Below are 13714 nucleotides of genomic sequence, written 5' to 3'. Positions count from 1 at the left end.
GCTTTCAGTCCCACACGTCCGAGAGCGGGTGGTCATTGCTCGAGCGCGAGCGGCCGCGGCTGCGTCCGCGACTGCGGTTGCGGCTACGGCCCCGCCCGCGCGACCCTCCACCCGCCCGCTGGCTCGTATCCCCACCGAGCGCTTCCCCGGGCGCAAAGTCCGGCAGGTCGGGCTCGCTGAGGCGGTCGACCTGGTCGGCGAACCAGTCGGGCATGTCCGTCCGGGCGCGCTCGAACAGGTCCAGTAGCGAGGAATCGGCGAGATACGTGGCGCCGTGGTCGTCGGGCGCCCGGACGACCCGGCCGCAGGCCTGGATGACCGTCCGCAGCGCCGCCCGGTAGTACCAGCCCCACTGCCCGTCCTCCAGGCGCTGGGCGACCCGCGAGTCCCGCGTGTTCGGGTAGGGGGCCTTGCAGAGCACCTGCCACCGGCAGAGCTCGCCCTCCAGGTCCAGCGCCTCCTCCATCTTCACCGAGAGGAAGACGTCGGCCCCCTCGTGGCGCTTCCAGGCCGCGAGCTGCCCGTCGCGGTCGTCGCTGTCGTGGCTCCGGACCCGGGACCCGACGCCGAAGTCCGCGAGCAACTCCCCGAGTTGCTCCTGGATCGCGTAGGAGTGACAGTGGACCAGCCCCTTCTCGTCGGGGTGGCGTTGCATCACCCGCACCAGCGCCCGGGCGACCGCAGGCAGGGTCTCCTCGCGGTGTTCGTAGGTCATCTTCCCGCGCGTGACGTCGTACAGCGGACGGTGCTCGACGGGGAAGGTGTGGGCGACGTCGACGAGGGCGACATCGGCCGGGTCCAGGCCGACCCCGGCACAGAAGGCGTCCTTGTCGAGGATGGTCGCCGACAGCAGCGCGAACTTCCGGCCCCGTTCCCAGACGGTGTGTTTGAGATAGCGCTCGGGAGCGAGAGGCTTGACCGTGACGCGGGTGCCGGCGCCGTCGGGCTGGTCGACGACCCAGGTGGTCGGGCTCTCGGGGTCGCGGTACTCCTCGGCGAACCAGGAGAGGTCCCCGCGTAGCTCCTGCAGCCGGTCGCGCTCGGCGGCTTCCTCGGGGCCGAGTTCCGGTCGGCCGCGCAGCTGGTCCAGCCGGCGCTCCGCGAGCGTCGTCAGATAGTCCGAAAAGTCGGCGGCGTCCTCGAGACCCTCGACCGCAGGGACGTCCGCGGCCGACCAGACGGGGACCGTGTCGGGCCCGAGGTCGATGGTGGCGTACATCTCCGCCCAGTCGCCCAGCCCGTGGGCCTCGTCGACCACGACCACGTCCCGCTGGCCGAACACGTCCGAGCCGGCGGTCTGCATGAAATAGGCGAGCGTCATCGCCGCGACCGGGCGGTTGGCGGCGATGGTCCGGTCCGAGAAGTACGGACACCGGTGTTTGACCTGGCAGTCGAAGCCGCGCTCCCGGGCGCAGGGCGCCTGGTTCACGGGCGTGTCGGTCTCGCCGGGGAGAATGCAGTCGTAGTTGTTCTTCCCGCGGATGACGCTCAGGTCCTCGAGCAGCGGGTCGGCGGCCACATCCTCAAGCTGGGAGACCTGCGGGGTGGTGTAGTAGGCCCCGACCGGCTTCGTGGGGTCGTCGGCGCTGGCCTGGCGGGCACAGCCGGCCACCGCCCGGGCCAGCAGGGACTTGCCGCTGCCCGTCGGCGCGCGCACCAGCACCACGTCGTTACCGGCCTCGAAGGCCGCCCGTATCCGGTCGAGGGCCCCCTCCTGGTTGCCGCGGTACTCGGGGGCGGGGAACGCCTCGTGGATGCGGCTGGGGTCCACACACGTTCCGGGGACCGGGCCGGAGATAAGTCCCCCGCTCGGTCACTCCGCGCCGGGAAGCGCCTCGACGTCCTCGGCGGTCGGCTCGCGGTCGTCGGGCAGCCGCTCCATGCACTCGTAACAGAGAAAGTGGTCGCTGCCGTCGGCGAGTTCGAGCTGGATCCCGCCGGTCTCGTCGGCCTCCAGCGTCCAGAGGTTCGCGATGCCGCCGGCGATAGAGACCTGCTTCCCGCACCCGTCACACGGCTGGCGTGCCATGGTTGCCCTCCGGACCCCAGCGGCAAGGGGTTTCCGGGCGTGCCGGCGGGGACGGGTCCGGCACAACCCGTAAGACTGCTGACCACGAGAGACAGGTATGCGCGTACTGGTCACGGGAGCGACGGGCTTCGTCGGCGGGCGGCTGGTCCCGGCGCTCCTCGAGGCGGGTCACGACGTGCGGGCGCTGGTCCGGGACGCCGGCCGGTACGACGCCCCCGACGGCGTGACGGTCTGTGAGGGCGACGTGCTCGAGCCCGGGAGCTTCGAGGACTGTCTCGAGGGCGTCGAGGCCGCCTACTACCTGATCCACTCGATGCGGGCCGGCGAAGACTTCGCCGAGCGCGACCGGCGCGCGGCCGCGAACTTCCGGGACGCGGCCGACGCCGCCGGCGTCGAGCGCGTGGTCTACCTGGGCGGGCTCGGCGAGGAGGGCGAGGACCTCTCCCATCACCTGGAATCCAGACGGGAGGTCGAGTCGGTCCTCGCCGCCGGGGAGTACGAGCTGACGACGCTGCGGGCGGCAGTGATAATCGGCGACGGGTCGGCCAGCTTCGACATGATCCGCCAGCTCGCCAGCCGGCTCCCGGTGATGGTCACCCCGCGGTGGGTCCGCAACGAGTGCCAGCCCATCGCTATCGACGACGTGCTCGCCTATCTGGTGGGCGTCCTCGACGCCCCCGAGACCGCCGGCGGGACCTTCGAGGTCGGTGGACCGGACGTGCTCACCTACGAGCAGATCCTCCGGACCACCGCCCGCGTCATGGGCCGGCGCGAACCGTTCATCATCTCGGTGCCCGTCCTGACCCCCCGGCTGTCCTCCTACTGGGTCGGGCTGGTGACCGACGTGGACTTCCACGTCGCCCGGCCGCTGATCGACGGGCTGAAAAACCCCGTCGTCGTCGGCGACGACGCGATCACCGACCTCGTCGACGTGGACCTGACACCCTACGACGAGGCGGTCCGCCGGGCTCTCACGGTCGAGGACTACCGCCCGCTCGCGGAGGTGGGGGCCTCGCCGTGACCGCTGGGGGGGAGTCCCCGGGGACGCGGTACGGGGAGACCTGGGTCTACGAAGGGATCATCGGCGCGCTCCCGGGCGTGGACGTCTCGCCGGGGCTGGCGCTTGCCATCCAGTTCACCGTCTTCGAGGGCGCCATCCTCCTTCTGGCGTGGGTCTACGGGCTCTGGACGGCCGCCGTCGCGGGGACGGTCGCTGTGGTCGTCGCGACGCTGGGCAGCGCGGAGATGCTGCGGATCGCCCGCCAGACCCGCGAGGCCGACGTCCCCGAGGCCTACCGCCGGCTGCTCTTTGGCTCGAACGTCGAGGTCGTCCTCTCGGTGCTGGCCTACGTCGCGCTCGTGACCCACCTGTTCGTCTACGACCCGCAGATGGGGGGAGCGTCGCTGGTGGGGACGCTGTTCGGCCCGGAACCGCCCGTGCTGGTCGTCTATCTCACGCTGCTGGTGCTGTGGGACGTCTGCTACCGGATCGGGACGGGCTGGTGGGCAAGCGTGGTCGCGCTGTGGCGGTCGGTCCGGTTTCGCTTCGACGACGAGACGCGCCGTCAGCTCCTGCGGGCGGATCTGGGGACGCTCGGCTTCGGCCTCACGCAGCTGGCGCTGGTCCCGTTCGTCCTCGGCCAGCCGGTCCTGCTTGCGGCCGTCGTCGGACACGTGCTGGCGGTGTCGGCGGTCACCGGCCTCGCGATACTGCTCTCGCGCGGTCAGGACTGAATCCGCTTGAACTGGTCGAGAAGCTCCTCGGCCGACTCGCCACCCTCGTACTCGACCTGGCCGTCGTGTTCCGCCCGCTCGTCGTCGAAGTTGGCGTCGACTTCGCTGTTTTTCCGTTCGCGGCGCTCGTGCTCCGCTTCGTCATATGAGCCCATCGACATTGGTTACCACACTCACGCTTACCGGCTGGTAAGTATCAATCTAACGGTGGGGGCAGACGACAGGGGCTGGTCCCGAAACGCCACCAAGCGCAAGCCTCTCCCGTCCCGCCCGCGTACGGAGAGTGTGGCAGGCCCGATCCGCTTCCGGCGCGCGACCGACCGCTGGCACCTCGACCGCGTCCGGAACGCCCTCTACAACCCGCTCGACGGCCGCTTCGGGGCCGACCTCGCCAGCCCGTGGTTCGCCCCCCCGGCTGGACACGACGCCCGGCGGCTGGAGATGGACAACGGCGACCTCGCGCTCTTTGCCTGGGCCGAAAACGGCGACGGAGCGTGGTGGCTCGGCAACACCGAGACGCCCAAGACGCTCTGGAAGACCGAGAAGTACAGCTTCGAGGAGGCCCCCGACGAAGTGGCCGAGTGGGCACAGCGCGAGCTGCTCGCCACACTGGAGGTCGAGGACCCCTGGCTGGCCGACTACGAGGTGCTCTCGTGGTTCTTTCTGCCGGTCTTCTTCTCGAAGGACGGCCGGGAGGTCACCCGCCGCTTTTTCGCCGAGGACGCCGCCGGCTTCCCCGACGCCGGCCGCGAGGAGGGAGTGACCTTCTACGACGACCTGCTGGCGACGGGGCTGCTCGACGACTACCGGTACACGATGGCGACCAAACTGGGCACCAGCGAGCAGTTCGACCGCACGCGCATGCGGGCGACCATGGGCGAGTTCGACGCCGCGAAGCTCCTGGACGATGCCGGTCACGACCTCGCGCCCGAGGTCGAACTCGACTCCGGGCACGCCCTGGACTTCCGGGTCGACGGCCACACGCTCGTGGAGGTGACCCGGCCCCAGCCCCCCGGGAACCGCCGGGCGGGCACGCCCGCCGCCGCCCTCCGGGAGACCGTCGACGGCAAGACCAGCGACCAGCTCCGTGCCCACGAGGGGGCGACGCTGCTCGTGGACTGTACCTCCTTCCGTGACGACGAGTGGTCGGCGGTGATGGGCGAGCGCCCGGCCGTGGGCTACGAGCCGACAGTGGTCTACCGCTACCGGCCCGACGGGAGCCTCTCGGGGTACACCCGCGGCTCAGTCCCGCTGGAGGTCGCGGACCTGCTGTGACCCCCGGTCGGCTCCGCGACGGCTGTCGAGCACGCCCAGCCGGCCGGCGACCAGCCCCAGCGTCAGCCCGGCAGCGTGGGCCACCAGCGCGGCCCGTGACGAGCCCGTAACGAGCGTCAGGCCGACGACCAGGACGGCCAGCCCGAGCAGCTTCGCCCTCGGGGAGAGGTCGACCCAGTCGAGGACGGCGCCCGCAAGCCGGTTGCCCGTGAGCAGGTAACCCACGAGCGCGAACACCGCACCGCTGGCCCCAAGCACGACCGGCGGCTGCCCCCACACCCCGCCGACGGCAAGCTCCGCGAGCACCGCCGCCATCCCGGTCGCGAGGAAGAAGGCGTGGAACCGGGCGCGGGTCGTCCGGCGGGCCACCAGCGGGCCGACGACCGCCAGCGCGACCGCGTTCGCCACCAGGTGGCCCGGCCCCGCGTGGGCGTAGACGCTCGTGGCGAGCGTCCAGGGCTCGGCCACGACGGTGACCGCGCTCGCCGCGAGTGCACCCGCCTGCCCGAGCACGCCCAGCGCGACCTGGAGGACGAAGACCGCGAGCATCACCGCCAGGGTCTCGAGGACCGGGGACCGGCGCATACTCCCCTCTCGGGGCCGCGCGACCAAAAGCAGTCGGCTCCGCGCCGTTCGTCACCGTGAGTCGGGCAACCACAGCATAAAATACCGGGCGGTCGCCAGTATGCCCGTGAATCCACTCGAGGTCACCGACACGGAGACGCTGCTCTCGGGGAGGGGCGGCTGGCTCACGTCCGAGGTGGTCGAGACGCTCGCACGGTACCCGCTGGAGTCGGTCGACACCGAGTTCCCCCACCACGGGCGGGCCGTCGACTCGCCGGAGGGCAACCCCCGACCGGCCGAGCGGTCGCCGGTCTTCTATGGCTGTTACGACTGGCACTCCGCGGTCCACAGCCACTGGTGTCTGGTCCGCCAGCTCCGGCTGTTCGACGGCCACCCCGACGGGGCCGAAATCCGCCGGAGCATCGACGACAGAGTGACGGCGGCCAACGTCGAGACGGAACTCGAACAGTTCGAGGGCGGCGGCTTCGAGAACCCTTACGGCTGGGCGTGGTTCCTGCGTCTGGCCGCCGAACTCGACGCCTGGGACGACCCGCAGGGAGCGGAGTGGCGGGCGACCCTCGCGCCGCTCGAGGAGCGGATCCGCGACCTCACCCGCTCGGAATTTCTCACTCAGGAGCGCCCGTTCCGGGTCGGCACCCACCACAACTCCGCGTTCGCACTCGGGGCGGTGCTTGACTACGCGACGGGGGTCGGCGACGGCGACCTGGCCGCGGAAACACGGGAGACTGCCCGGCGGTTCTACGCCGAGGACACCGACTACCCGCTCGGGTACGAGCCGCTGAGCTGGGACTTCCTCTCGCCGGCGCTGACCGAAGCGAGTCTGATGCAGCGGGTGCTCGACGACGGGGAGTTCGAGCCGTGGTTCGAGAGCTTCCTGCCCGACGTGGCCGAACGCCCCCGCGAGGCGCTGCCGGAACCGGTCGCGGTCGAGGACGACGAAGACGGCGTCGCGCTACATTTCGTCGGCCTGAACCTCGCGCGGGCGTGGTGTCTCGCGGACCTGGCGGTCGCACTCGACGGTCCGACGGCGACGGTGCTGGAAGCGAGCGCGCGCGACCACGCCGAAGCGGGGCTACGGGAGGCTTTCACCGACGACTACGACGGCGCCCACTGGCTCTCGTCGTTCGTGCTCTACCTGGTCACGCGACACCACGGCGCCTGACCGGGGTCGCGGCGCTCGTCCTGACTGCAGCGCTCGGCCCGGCCGCGGCGCCCGACTAGTCGCCGTATGCCTCCTCGATGGCCCCGCGGTCGATCTTCGAGGGGCCGCTGGTGGGCATCTCGTCGACGAAGGCCAGGTGCCGGGGAGTCTTGAACCCGGCCAGACGCCCCTCGGCGTACTCCTGAAGTTCCTCCAGCGTCAGGGAGTCGTCGCCCTGGACGACGGCCTTCCCGACCTGCCCCCAGGTCTCGTCGTCGACGGGGACGACGACCACCTCCTCGACCTTCGGGTGGCCGGCGAGGACGTTCTCGACCTCCGGCGGGTAGACGTTCTCGCCGCCGGAGACGAACATGTTCTTCTTGCGCCCCTCGATGTAGTAGTACCCCTCCCCGTCGACCCGAGCCAGGTCCCCAGTCGAGACCCACGCGTCGGTCTCCTCTTCGGTGCCGAAGGCCTCCGCAGTCTCCTCGGGGTTGTTCCAGTAGCCGTCGCCGGCGTGGGGGCTGGCGAGTTCGAGTTCGCCGACCTCACCCGCGGGGAGTTCGCTCCCCTCGTCGTCGACCACGCGGGCGTCGACGTAGAGGCCGGGCATCCCGATGCTCGCGGTCTTCTCGCGGTCGAAGTCGTCGGGCATCGCGAAGTTGTTTGGGCCACACTCGGTCAGCCCGTACCCCTGCGAGAGGTCGACGCCGCGGTCGGCCCAGGCCTCGATGATGCTGTCCCGGCAGGGGCCGCCGCCGCTCTTCGCGAAGCGGATCGAGGAGAGATCGGTCGCCTCCCAGTCGTCGTCCTCGACCATGAAGCGGAGGACGGCGGGGACGGCCACGAGCACCGAACAGTCCCGGCTGTCGACCAGGTCAAGCACCTCGCCGGGGTCGAAGTCCCGGGAGATGATGACCGTCCCGCCGAGATGGAAGAAGGGGATCGTCAGGACGTTCCAGCCCCCGGTGTGGAACATCGGGAACACCATCGGAGTCACGTCGTCGGGGCGCAACCCCCACGACAGCACCGTGTTGAACGCGTTCCAGGCGATCCCCCCGTGGGTCTGGACGACCTCCTTCGGCAGGCCGGTCGACCCGCCAGTATGAAGAAAGAGGTGGGGGTCCTCCAGCGCCACCTCGACGGTCTCGACGGGGCTGTCGTCGGCGGGGCGTGCCTCCGCGTAGGGCGTCCAGCCCTCGCCGTCGACCGGGTCGGCGAACGCGGCGGCAGCGCCGGTGTCGTCGCCGGTGGAGCTCCCGTCGGCCGGGAGGCCGACCAGCGGCGGCACGTCGGCGGTGTACTCCTCGCCGGTCAGTGCCTCGCGGACCTCGTTCTCGAAGGGCTCCTCGACGACCAGCGCCGCCGGCTCCACGTCGTCGAGCATCGCCCCGAGTTCGGGGGGTGCGAGCCGGTGGGAGAGCGGGGCCAGCACCGCGCCGACTTTCCCGGTCGCGAAGTACAGGTCCACCATCGCCGGCCGGTTCCGGGAGACCGCGGCGACCCGGTCGCCCTTCCCGACGCCGCGCTCGCGGAGCAGCCGGACCGTTCGGTTGGCCCGCCGGTCGAGTTCGGCGTAGGTGTACTCCGTCCCGGTGTCGGCGTCGACGAGCCCGACCCGGTCCGGCGAGAGCTGCGCCCGCCGCTCGCTCAGCGAGCCGACCCACTCGTAGGGGCGCCCCCCGTGCTGGTGTATCATGGTGAGCCCCTGGGCGGCCGTCGACAAGAGCGTGCTGTCTCGTGGCCGCTGGCGCCCCGTCCCCTCGTGTCAGCGTCGCTGGGCGGACCGGAGTGGACACGCTGATACGGGAGAACGCCCTGGATCGGGGTGATGGCGTTGGACTTCGACCTCGACGCGCGGATCCTGACGCTGGCGCTGGCGCGGATGGTCGACGCGGTCGCCAACTCCTTTCTCGTGGTCGTGCTCCCGCTGTACATCGAGCGGGTCGTCGACCTTCCGGCCTTCATTGGCGGGACGATAACGCTTGGCCCCGTCGAGTTCTCGCTGACCTCCGCGCTGCTCATCGGCGTCGTGCTCTCGCTGTTTGGCTTCCTCAATAGCCTCGGCCAGCCCTTCACCGGCCGGCTCTCCGACCGGACCGGCAAGCGGAAGGTCTACCTGCTCTTCGGGCTGGCGCTGGTCGCGGTCGGCAGTGCCGGCTACATCTTCCTCACCGACTACGTCTCGATCCTGGCGCTGCGCGCGCTGCAGGGTATCGGGGCCGCGTTCACCGTCCCAATGACGGTCGCGCTGGTCAACGAGTACTCCGAGGCGGACCAGCGCGGGGGGAACTTCGGGCTGTACAACACCTTCCGGCTGCTGGGTTTCGGCACTGGCCCGCTCGTCGCGGGAGTCGTCCTCGCGGCCGGTCCATACCGGCTGGCGGGCGTCGACGTTTCGGGGTTCGACGCCGCCTTCCTCGTCGCCGTGGTCGGCGCACTCGGCAGCTTCGCGCTGGTCACCCTCCTCATCGAGGACCCCGAGCAGGCCGAGGCCGAGGCCGGCGAGGACCTCTCGCTTGCCGTCCGCAACCCCGACGGTCCAGGGCTGGACCCGGTGTTCGCCCTCGGGCTCGCGACGGCGGTGATGGCGCTCAGCTTCGCCATCTTCGCCCCCCTCGCCAACGCGATCAACGCCCGGCTCGGCCAGAGTGACTTCCTCTTCGCCGTCCAGTTCGGGGCCACGGTGCTGGCGAACGTGCTCTTCCAGCTCCCGCTTGGCCGGCTCAGCGACCGCTACGGCCGCCGGCCGTTCCTGCTCGGCGGGTTCGTCCTGTTGTTGCCGGCGACGCTCGCGCAGGGTTTCGTGACTTCCTCGGAACTGATGGTCCTGTTGCGGTTCGTCCAGGGGGTCGCGGTGGCGGCGGTCTTTGCCCCCTCGCTAGCGCTCGCGGGCGACCTCGCGAAGGAGGGGCAGTCCGGCTCGACGCTGTCGCTGCTGACGATGGGCTTCGGCCTCGGGATCGCCTTCGGGACGCTCTTTTCGGGCATTCTGGTCGGCTTCGGCTTCGCGACCCCCTTCGTGGTCGCCACCCTCGGCGGGGCCGCGGGGCTCGTGCTCGTCTACACCCAGGTCGGCGAGACCGTCACCGACGCCGCCGGAATCCCGGCGGCCGGCGACTGACCCTCGACCGACGGCGACTGGCGTCCCGCCGTCGGGCCGTCCATCCGCCCCGCTCCGTCCCAGAGGCCGGCCAGTTCCGCAGGGACCCGTGTGTTTTTATTCCGGACCGCCGTTTCACCGGTGATGGCCACTCCGTCCCGGGTACGTCCGAACGTCCCCCGCGAGCAGTTCTCCTTCGAGTACCGGCCGGAGACGGACCAGTCCTTCGAGAACGCGCTGGCGAAGGCCCGCGCGGGCGAGCGCCTCTCGGTCGCCGACGGTGTCGAACTCCTCACCACCGGAACCGACCGCGATGGGATCGACCTCGAGCGCAAGGAGCTCGTCCTCGAGGCCGCCGACCGCCGCCGCGCGGAGGTGGTCGGCGACGAGGTCACCTTCGTCGCCAACCTCAACAACAACGTCACCACCGCGTGCAACACGGGCTGTCTGTTCTGTAACTTCAAGGACCGCTCCGAGCAGTTCCTCGACGAGCACGACGGCGACCACGGCGGCTTCACCAAGACGCCCGAGGAGTCCCGCCGGATCGTCGCCGAGGCGGTCGACCGTGGCATCTACGAGGTGACCTCCGTCTCCGGGCTGCATCCCGCCTTCGCGCTGGACGAAGAGCACCGCGAACTGCTGGAGGCCAGCGACCGCGGCGACCTCAACTACAAGTCCCCGGACCGCTACGAGGTCGACCCCGGGACCTACGTCGAGCAGATGCGGGCGATGAGCGTCGACGACCTCCACGTCCACTCGATGACTCCCGAGGAGGGGTACCACGCCCGCCGGGGGACCGACTGGTCCTACGAGGAGGTCTACGGCCGGCTGGCCGAGGCCGGACTCGATTCGGTGCCGGGCACCGCCGCGGAGATACTCGTCGACGAGGTCCGGGACGTGATCTGCCCGGGAAAGATCGACACCGGCGAGTGGGTCGAAGCGATGGAGGGCGCCGCCGAGGTCGGGCTCCCCACCACCGCGACTATCATGTACGGCCACGTCGAGAACGAGCGCCACCGCGTCGAACACCTCGACGTCATCCGCCGCCTGCAGGACCGCACCGACAACATCACCGAGTTCGTCCCTCTCTCCTTCATCCACCCCGACACCCCGCTCCACGAGCGCGGGATGGTCGAGACCGGCGCTTCCGCCCACGAGGACGAGTTGATGATCGCCGTCTCGCGGCTGTATCTGGACAATATCGACCACATCCAGTCCTCCTGGGTGAAATACGGCGACGAACAGGGGCTGAAGATGCTCTCCTGTGGCGCCGACGACTTCATGGGCACCATCCTGAGCGAGGAGATCACCAAACGCGCCGGCGGTGACTACGGCGAGGCGCGCTCGGTCGCGGAGTACGTCGAGATGATCACCGCGGTCGGCCGGGTGCCCGTCGAGCGCTCGACCGACTACACCGAGCGCCGGCGGGTCGACCCCGACGACACTCCCCATGGCCCCGAACTCGGCCCCCGCGCCGACGGGAGCCCGCTCGTCGAGTAGGCCGACGCTGTGCGTCCGGGCCGTCCGGGCAGCCGTGCCGGCGTGGCGTGTCAACTGTTCTGGGGTGACCACGTGTTCAGCCGGTAGATGAGCCTGGCAACGGCCAGCACGACCACGGCCGCGACGACGGGACCGACCGAGGACGGGAGGTCCGTGACGGCAGCGAGCGCGCCGACCCCGAGGAGGGCGATGCCGATGCGCAATACGGTGTTGCCCGCGATGTCCCGGACCACCTCGTCCGGGACCGGCGACGTCGATTCACTGTAGCCCGCCAGCAACCACGTCCAGCCGGCGTACTTGATGAGCACACCGAGCAGCGTCACGAGCGCGCCGGCGCCGAGCCACTGGAGTGCACGGGGACCGAGTCCGAGCATGTGTGGCCGTAGCCGTGACTGGGTGAAGACACTTGAGCCGGGCTTTCGCGGCGGATTTATGAGGCGGGGCCGAGCATCCCCTGCCATGCGGTACGCGCGGCTTCGCGTCCGGCCGGCCGAGGGCGAAGGGTTTCACCCGCTGGGTGAGAAGCTGTCCGCCGACCCCGGGGTCGAACGGGGGAAGATCTACCGGGTCGACCTGCTCGACGACGGGACCGGGCTACTGCTGGCGGAGGCCCGCGGCGACCGCGGCCGCTACCGCGAGATCCTCGAATCGTCAGAGCACGTCCTCGATTTCAGCATCGCGGGGGAAACGGAGGAGGGGTGGTGGTACTCCTACACCCACTTCGAGCCCACGGAGGTCACCGAGCGGATGCTCGGGGTGCGGTACGACCTCGGGCTCGCGATGGAGATGCCGATCGAGGTCGAGCCCGGCGGCGCGATGGTGGTCACGCTCGTCGGCCCGGAGGGCGCCTTCGCCGAGGCGATGCGGGCCGACGACCCGGGCTACGAGATGGAGGTGCTGGAGACCGGCGAGCACACCCCCGACCTCGACGACCTGTTTCTCTCGCTGACCGACCGCCAGCGGGAGGTGCTCGAGGCGGCCGTCGAACTCGGCTACTACGACGACCCCCGGGCCGCGACCCACGAGGACGTCGCACGGGAGGTCGACGCCGCCCCGAGCACCGTCGGCGAACACCTCCGAAAGGTCGAGAGCCGGGTCTTCGCCCAGCTGGTTCGCTAGAGCGACTCGTCCCGGAGTACTGTCCGGAACCGACGGCCGGCGTCGGTCTCGGCACGGAGCGCCGCCTGGATCCGCTCGGACACCCACTCGTCCCCGGCCGGAGACTCCGGGTCACCCGGTCGCCGGGGGCCGTCTCCACCGTCCCCGCCGTCCGTCGCTGGCGCCCGCGCGGGCGTCCCCTCGAACCCCTCGCTGCGGAGGTCCCCGGGCAGGTACCGCTCGTAGACGGGCAGCCGCTCGCGTAGCGGGACGTCCGCGCCGTCGGCGATATCGCGGAGGACATCGAGCCCCGGCCAGGCGTAGTCCGGGTTGATGTGGTCGTCGGTCACCGGAGAGACCCCGCCGAGGTCGTCGATGCCACAGTCGACCACCTCGCCGGCCGGAGCCAGGTTGGGCGGGACCTGCAGCGACACCTCCTCGGGCAGGGCTGACCGGGCCATCGCCACCGCCCGGCGCAGCGTCTCCAGGTCCGGCGTGGGACCCCGCCAGCGCTCGTTCTCGGCGACCGGCTGGACGATCACCTCCTGGATGTGGCCGTAGCGCTCGTGCATCTCGCGGATGGCCAGCAGACTCCGGGCCCGGTCGGCCCACTCCTCGCCGATGCCCACCAGGATGCCCGTGGTGAAGGGGACACCGAGCTCCCCCGCCGTGCGGATCGTCGCGAGGCGCTGGCCCGGCGACTTCGCGCGAGGCCCACCGTGGGCCTGGACCTCGGCCGTGGTCTCGAGCATCACGCCCATCGAGGCGTTGCAGTCGGCGACGGTGGCCATCTGCTCGCGGGTCTGGTCGCCGGGGTTGGCGTGGGGGAGCAGCCCCTCTTCCAGGGCGATCTCGCAGGCCCGCCGGAGGTACTCGTGGATGGAGTCGAAGCCCCACTCGGCGAGCTGGTCGTGGACCTCCGTGTAGCGGTCGTCGGGGTCATCCCCGAAGGTAAAGAGGGCCTCCGTGCAGCCGGCGTCGGCGCCGGTCCGGACGACCTCGCGGACGTCCTCGGGGCTCATCAGCTCGGCCTGCCCCGGCGGGTCGTAGTAGGTGCAGTAGGTGCAGGTGTACCGGCAGGCGGTCGTCAGCGGGACGAAGACGTTCCGGCAGAAGGAGAGGTGCTCGGCCGGCTCCACGTCCGCGGGCCGGACCGCGAGCAGCTCCGATACGGCCGACTCGGAACCGGGAAGCGAGAGGTCGACGTCGTAGGCCTCGGCGTCCGGGATCACGGCCCGGAATCCGGGCC

The 13714-nt window shown here is 70.8% G+C and carries 14 protein-coding genes; 7 read left to right on the top strand and 7 right to left on the bottom strand.

Annotated elements, in window-relative coordinates; translation table 11 throughout:
- Positions 1–4: 4 nt before the first annotated feature.
- Both GN153_RS13250 and GN153_RS13245 read right to left on the bottom strand, forming a co-directional pair.
- Positions 5–1771, bottom strand: coding sequence for a helicase C-terminal domain-containing protein (locus GN153_RS13250; RefSeq protein ID WP_159903564.1), 1767 nt, complete (start codon positions 1769–1771; stop codon positions 5–7).
- Positions 1772–1813: 42 nt separating this feature from the next.
- Positions 1814–2029, bottom strand: a complete 216-nt coding sequence (locus GN153_RS13245; RefSeq protein ID WP_159903562.1) for a DUF7561 family protein — start codon at positions 2027–2029, stop codon at positions 1814–1816.
- A gap of 97 nt (positions 2030–2126) precedes the next feature.
- On the opposite strand from GN153_RS13245, the gene GN153_RS13240 reads away from it, so the two are divergent.
- Positions 2127–3050 carry an NAD(P)H-binding protein gene (locus GN153_RS13240; protein WP_159903560.1) on the top strand — a complete coding sequence of 308 codons (924 nt, stop codon included), beginning with the start codon at positions 2127–2129 and terminating at the stop codon, positions 3048–3050.
- Positions 3047–3763, top strand: a complete 717-nt coding sequence (locus GN153_RS13235; RefSeq protein WP_159903558.1) for a DUF7530 family protein — start codon at positions 3047–3049, stop codon at positions 3761–3763. Before GN153_RS13240 ends, GN153_RS13235 begins: the two co-directional genes overlap by 4 nt.
- On the opposite strand, the gene GN153_RS17575 is transcribed toward GN153_RS13235, so the two are convergent.
- Positions 3754–3924 (bottom strand): DUF5786 family protein, encoded by a 171-nt coding sequence (locus GN153_RS17575; protein WP_236544807.1) that lies wholly within the window; start codon positions 3922–3924, stop codon positions 3754–3756. The genes GN153_RS13235 and GN153_RS17575 overlap by 10 nt on opposite strands.
- Before the next feature lie 124 nt (positions 3925–4048).
- Between GN153_RS17575 and GN153_RS13230 the strand changes: the two genes are divergently transcribed.
- Positions 4049–5038: a DUF5784 family protein gene (locus GN153_RS13230; RefSeq protein ID WP_159903556.1), complete on the top strand. Its 990-nt coding sequence runs from the start codon at positions 4049–4051 to the stop codon at positions 5036–5038.
- Here GN153_RS13230 and GN153_RS13225 read toward each other — a convergent pair.
- Positions 5006–5623, bottom strand: a complete 618-nt coding sequence (locus GN153_RS13225) for a rhomboid family intramembrane serine protease (RefSeq protein WP_159903554.1) — start codon at positions 5621–5623, stop codon at positions 5006–5008. The two genes, GN153_RS13230 and GN153_RS13225, sit on opposite strands and share 33 nt — an antisense overlap.
- Positions 5624–5729: 106 nt before the next feature.
- Between GN153_RS13225 and GN153_RS13220 the strand changes: the two genes are divergently transcribed.
- Positions 5730–6785 carry a DUF2891 domain-containing protein gene (locus GN153_RS13220; protein ID WP_201287896.1) on the top strand — a complete coding sequence of 352 codons (1056 nt, stop codon included), beginning with the start codon at positions 5730–5732 and terminating at the stop codon, positions 6783–6785.
- 55 nt (positions 6786–6840) lie between these two features.
- Here GN153_RS13220 and GN153_RS13215 read toward each other — a convergent pair whose 3' ends face one another.
- On the bottom strand, positions 6841–8463 hold the full coding sequence (locus tag GN153_RS13215; RefSeq protein ID WP_201287895.1) for an AMP-binding protein: 1623 nt from the start codon (positions 8461–8463) through the stop codon (positions 6841–6843).
- 138 nt (positions 8464–8601) lie between these two features.
- Here GN153_RS13215 and GN153_RS13210 point away from each other — a divergent pair, with 138 nt between their 5' ends.
- Both GN153_RS13210 and cofH read left to right on the top strand, forming a co-directional pair.
- A complete protein-coding gene (locus GN153_RS13210; RefSeq protein ID WP_159903814.1) occupies positions 8602–9888 on the top strand; it encodes an MFS transporter in 1287 nt (428 codons plus the stop codon).
- Between the two features lie 123 nt (positions 9889–10011).
- Positions 10012–11367, top strand: a complete 1356-nt coding sequence (cofH, locus tag GN153_RS13205) for a 7,8-didemethyl-8-hydroxy-5-deazariboflavin synthase subunit CofH (protein ID WP_159903550.1) — start codon at positions 10012–10014, stop codon at positions 11365–11367.
- Positions 11368–11417: 50 nt separating this feature from the next.
- Here cofH and GN153_RS13200 read toward each other — a convergent pair whose 3' ends face one another.
- On the bottom strand, positions 11418–11741 hold the full coding sequence (locus GN153_RS13200) for a hypothetical protein (RefSeq protein WP_159903548.1): 324 nt from the start codon (positions 11739–11741) through the stop codon (positions 11418–11420).
- Positions 11742–11826: 85 nt separating this feature from the next.
- Here GN153_RS13200 and GN153_RS13195 point away from each other — a divergent pair, with 85 nt between their 5' ends.
- On the top strand, positions 11827–12486 hold the full coding sequence (locus GN153_RS13195; RefSeq protein WP_159903546.1) for a helix-turn-helix domain-containing protein: 660 nt from the start codon (positions 11827–11829) through the stop codon (positions 12484–12486).
- On the opposite strand, the gene cofG is transcribed toward GN153_RS13195, so the two are convergent.
- Positions 12483–13697, bottom strand: a complete 1215-nt coding sequence (gene cofG, locus GN153_RS13190) for a 7,8-didemethyl-8-hydroxy-5-deazariboflavin synthase subunit CofG (protein WP_159903544.1) — start codon at positions 13695–13697, stop codon at positions 12483–12485. The genes GN153_RS13195 and cofG overlap by 4 nt on opposite strands.
- Positions 13698–13714 lie beyond the last annotated feature (17 nt).

The sequence above is a fragment of the Salinirussus salinus genome (assembly GCF_009831455.1).
Lineage (GTDB): Archaea > Halobacteriota > Halobacteria > Halobacteriales > Haloarculaceae > Salinirussus > Salinirussus salinus.
This window is presented reverse-complemented; position numbering and strand designations above follow the sequence as displayed.

Excerpts from the sequence above, each read along its gene's own strand:
- GN153_RS13245 (WP_159903562.1), bottom strand. The coding sequence starts at position 2,029 with ATGGCACGCCAGCCGTGTGACGGGTGCGGGAAGCAGGTCTCTATCGCC.
- GN153_RS13240 (WP_159903560.1), top strand. The coding sequence starts at position 2,127 with ATGCGCGTACTGGTCACGGGAGCGACGGGCTTCGTCGGCGGGCGGCTG.
- GN153_RS17575 (WP_236544807.1), bottom strand. The coding sequence starts at position 3,924 with ATGTCGATGGGCTCATATGACGAAGCGGAGCACGAGCGCCGCGAACGG.
- GN153_RS13225 (WP_159903554.1), bottom strand. The coding sequence starts at position 5,623 with ATGCGCCGGTCCCCGGTCCTCGAGACCCTGGCGGTGATGCTCGCGGTC.
- GN153_RS13215 (WP_201287895.1), bottom strand. The coding sequence starts at position 8,463 with ATGATACACCAGCACGGGGGGCGCCCCTACGAGTGGGTCGGCTCGCTG.
- cofH (WP_159903550.1), top strand. The coding sequence starts at position 10,012 with ATGGCCACTCCGTCCCGGGTACGTCCGAACGTCCCCCGCGAGCAGTTC.
- GN153_RS13200 (WP_159903548.1), bottom strand. The coding sequence starts at position 11,741 with ATGCTCGGACTCGGTCCCCGTGCACTCCAGTGGCTCGGCGCCGGCGCG.
- GN153_RS13195 (WP_159903546.1), top strand. The coding sequence starts at position 11,827 with ATGCGGTACGCGCGGCTTCGCGTCCGGCCGGCCGAGGGCGAAGGGTTT.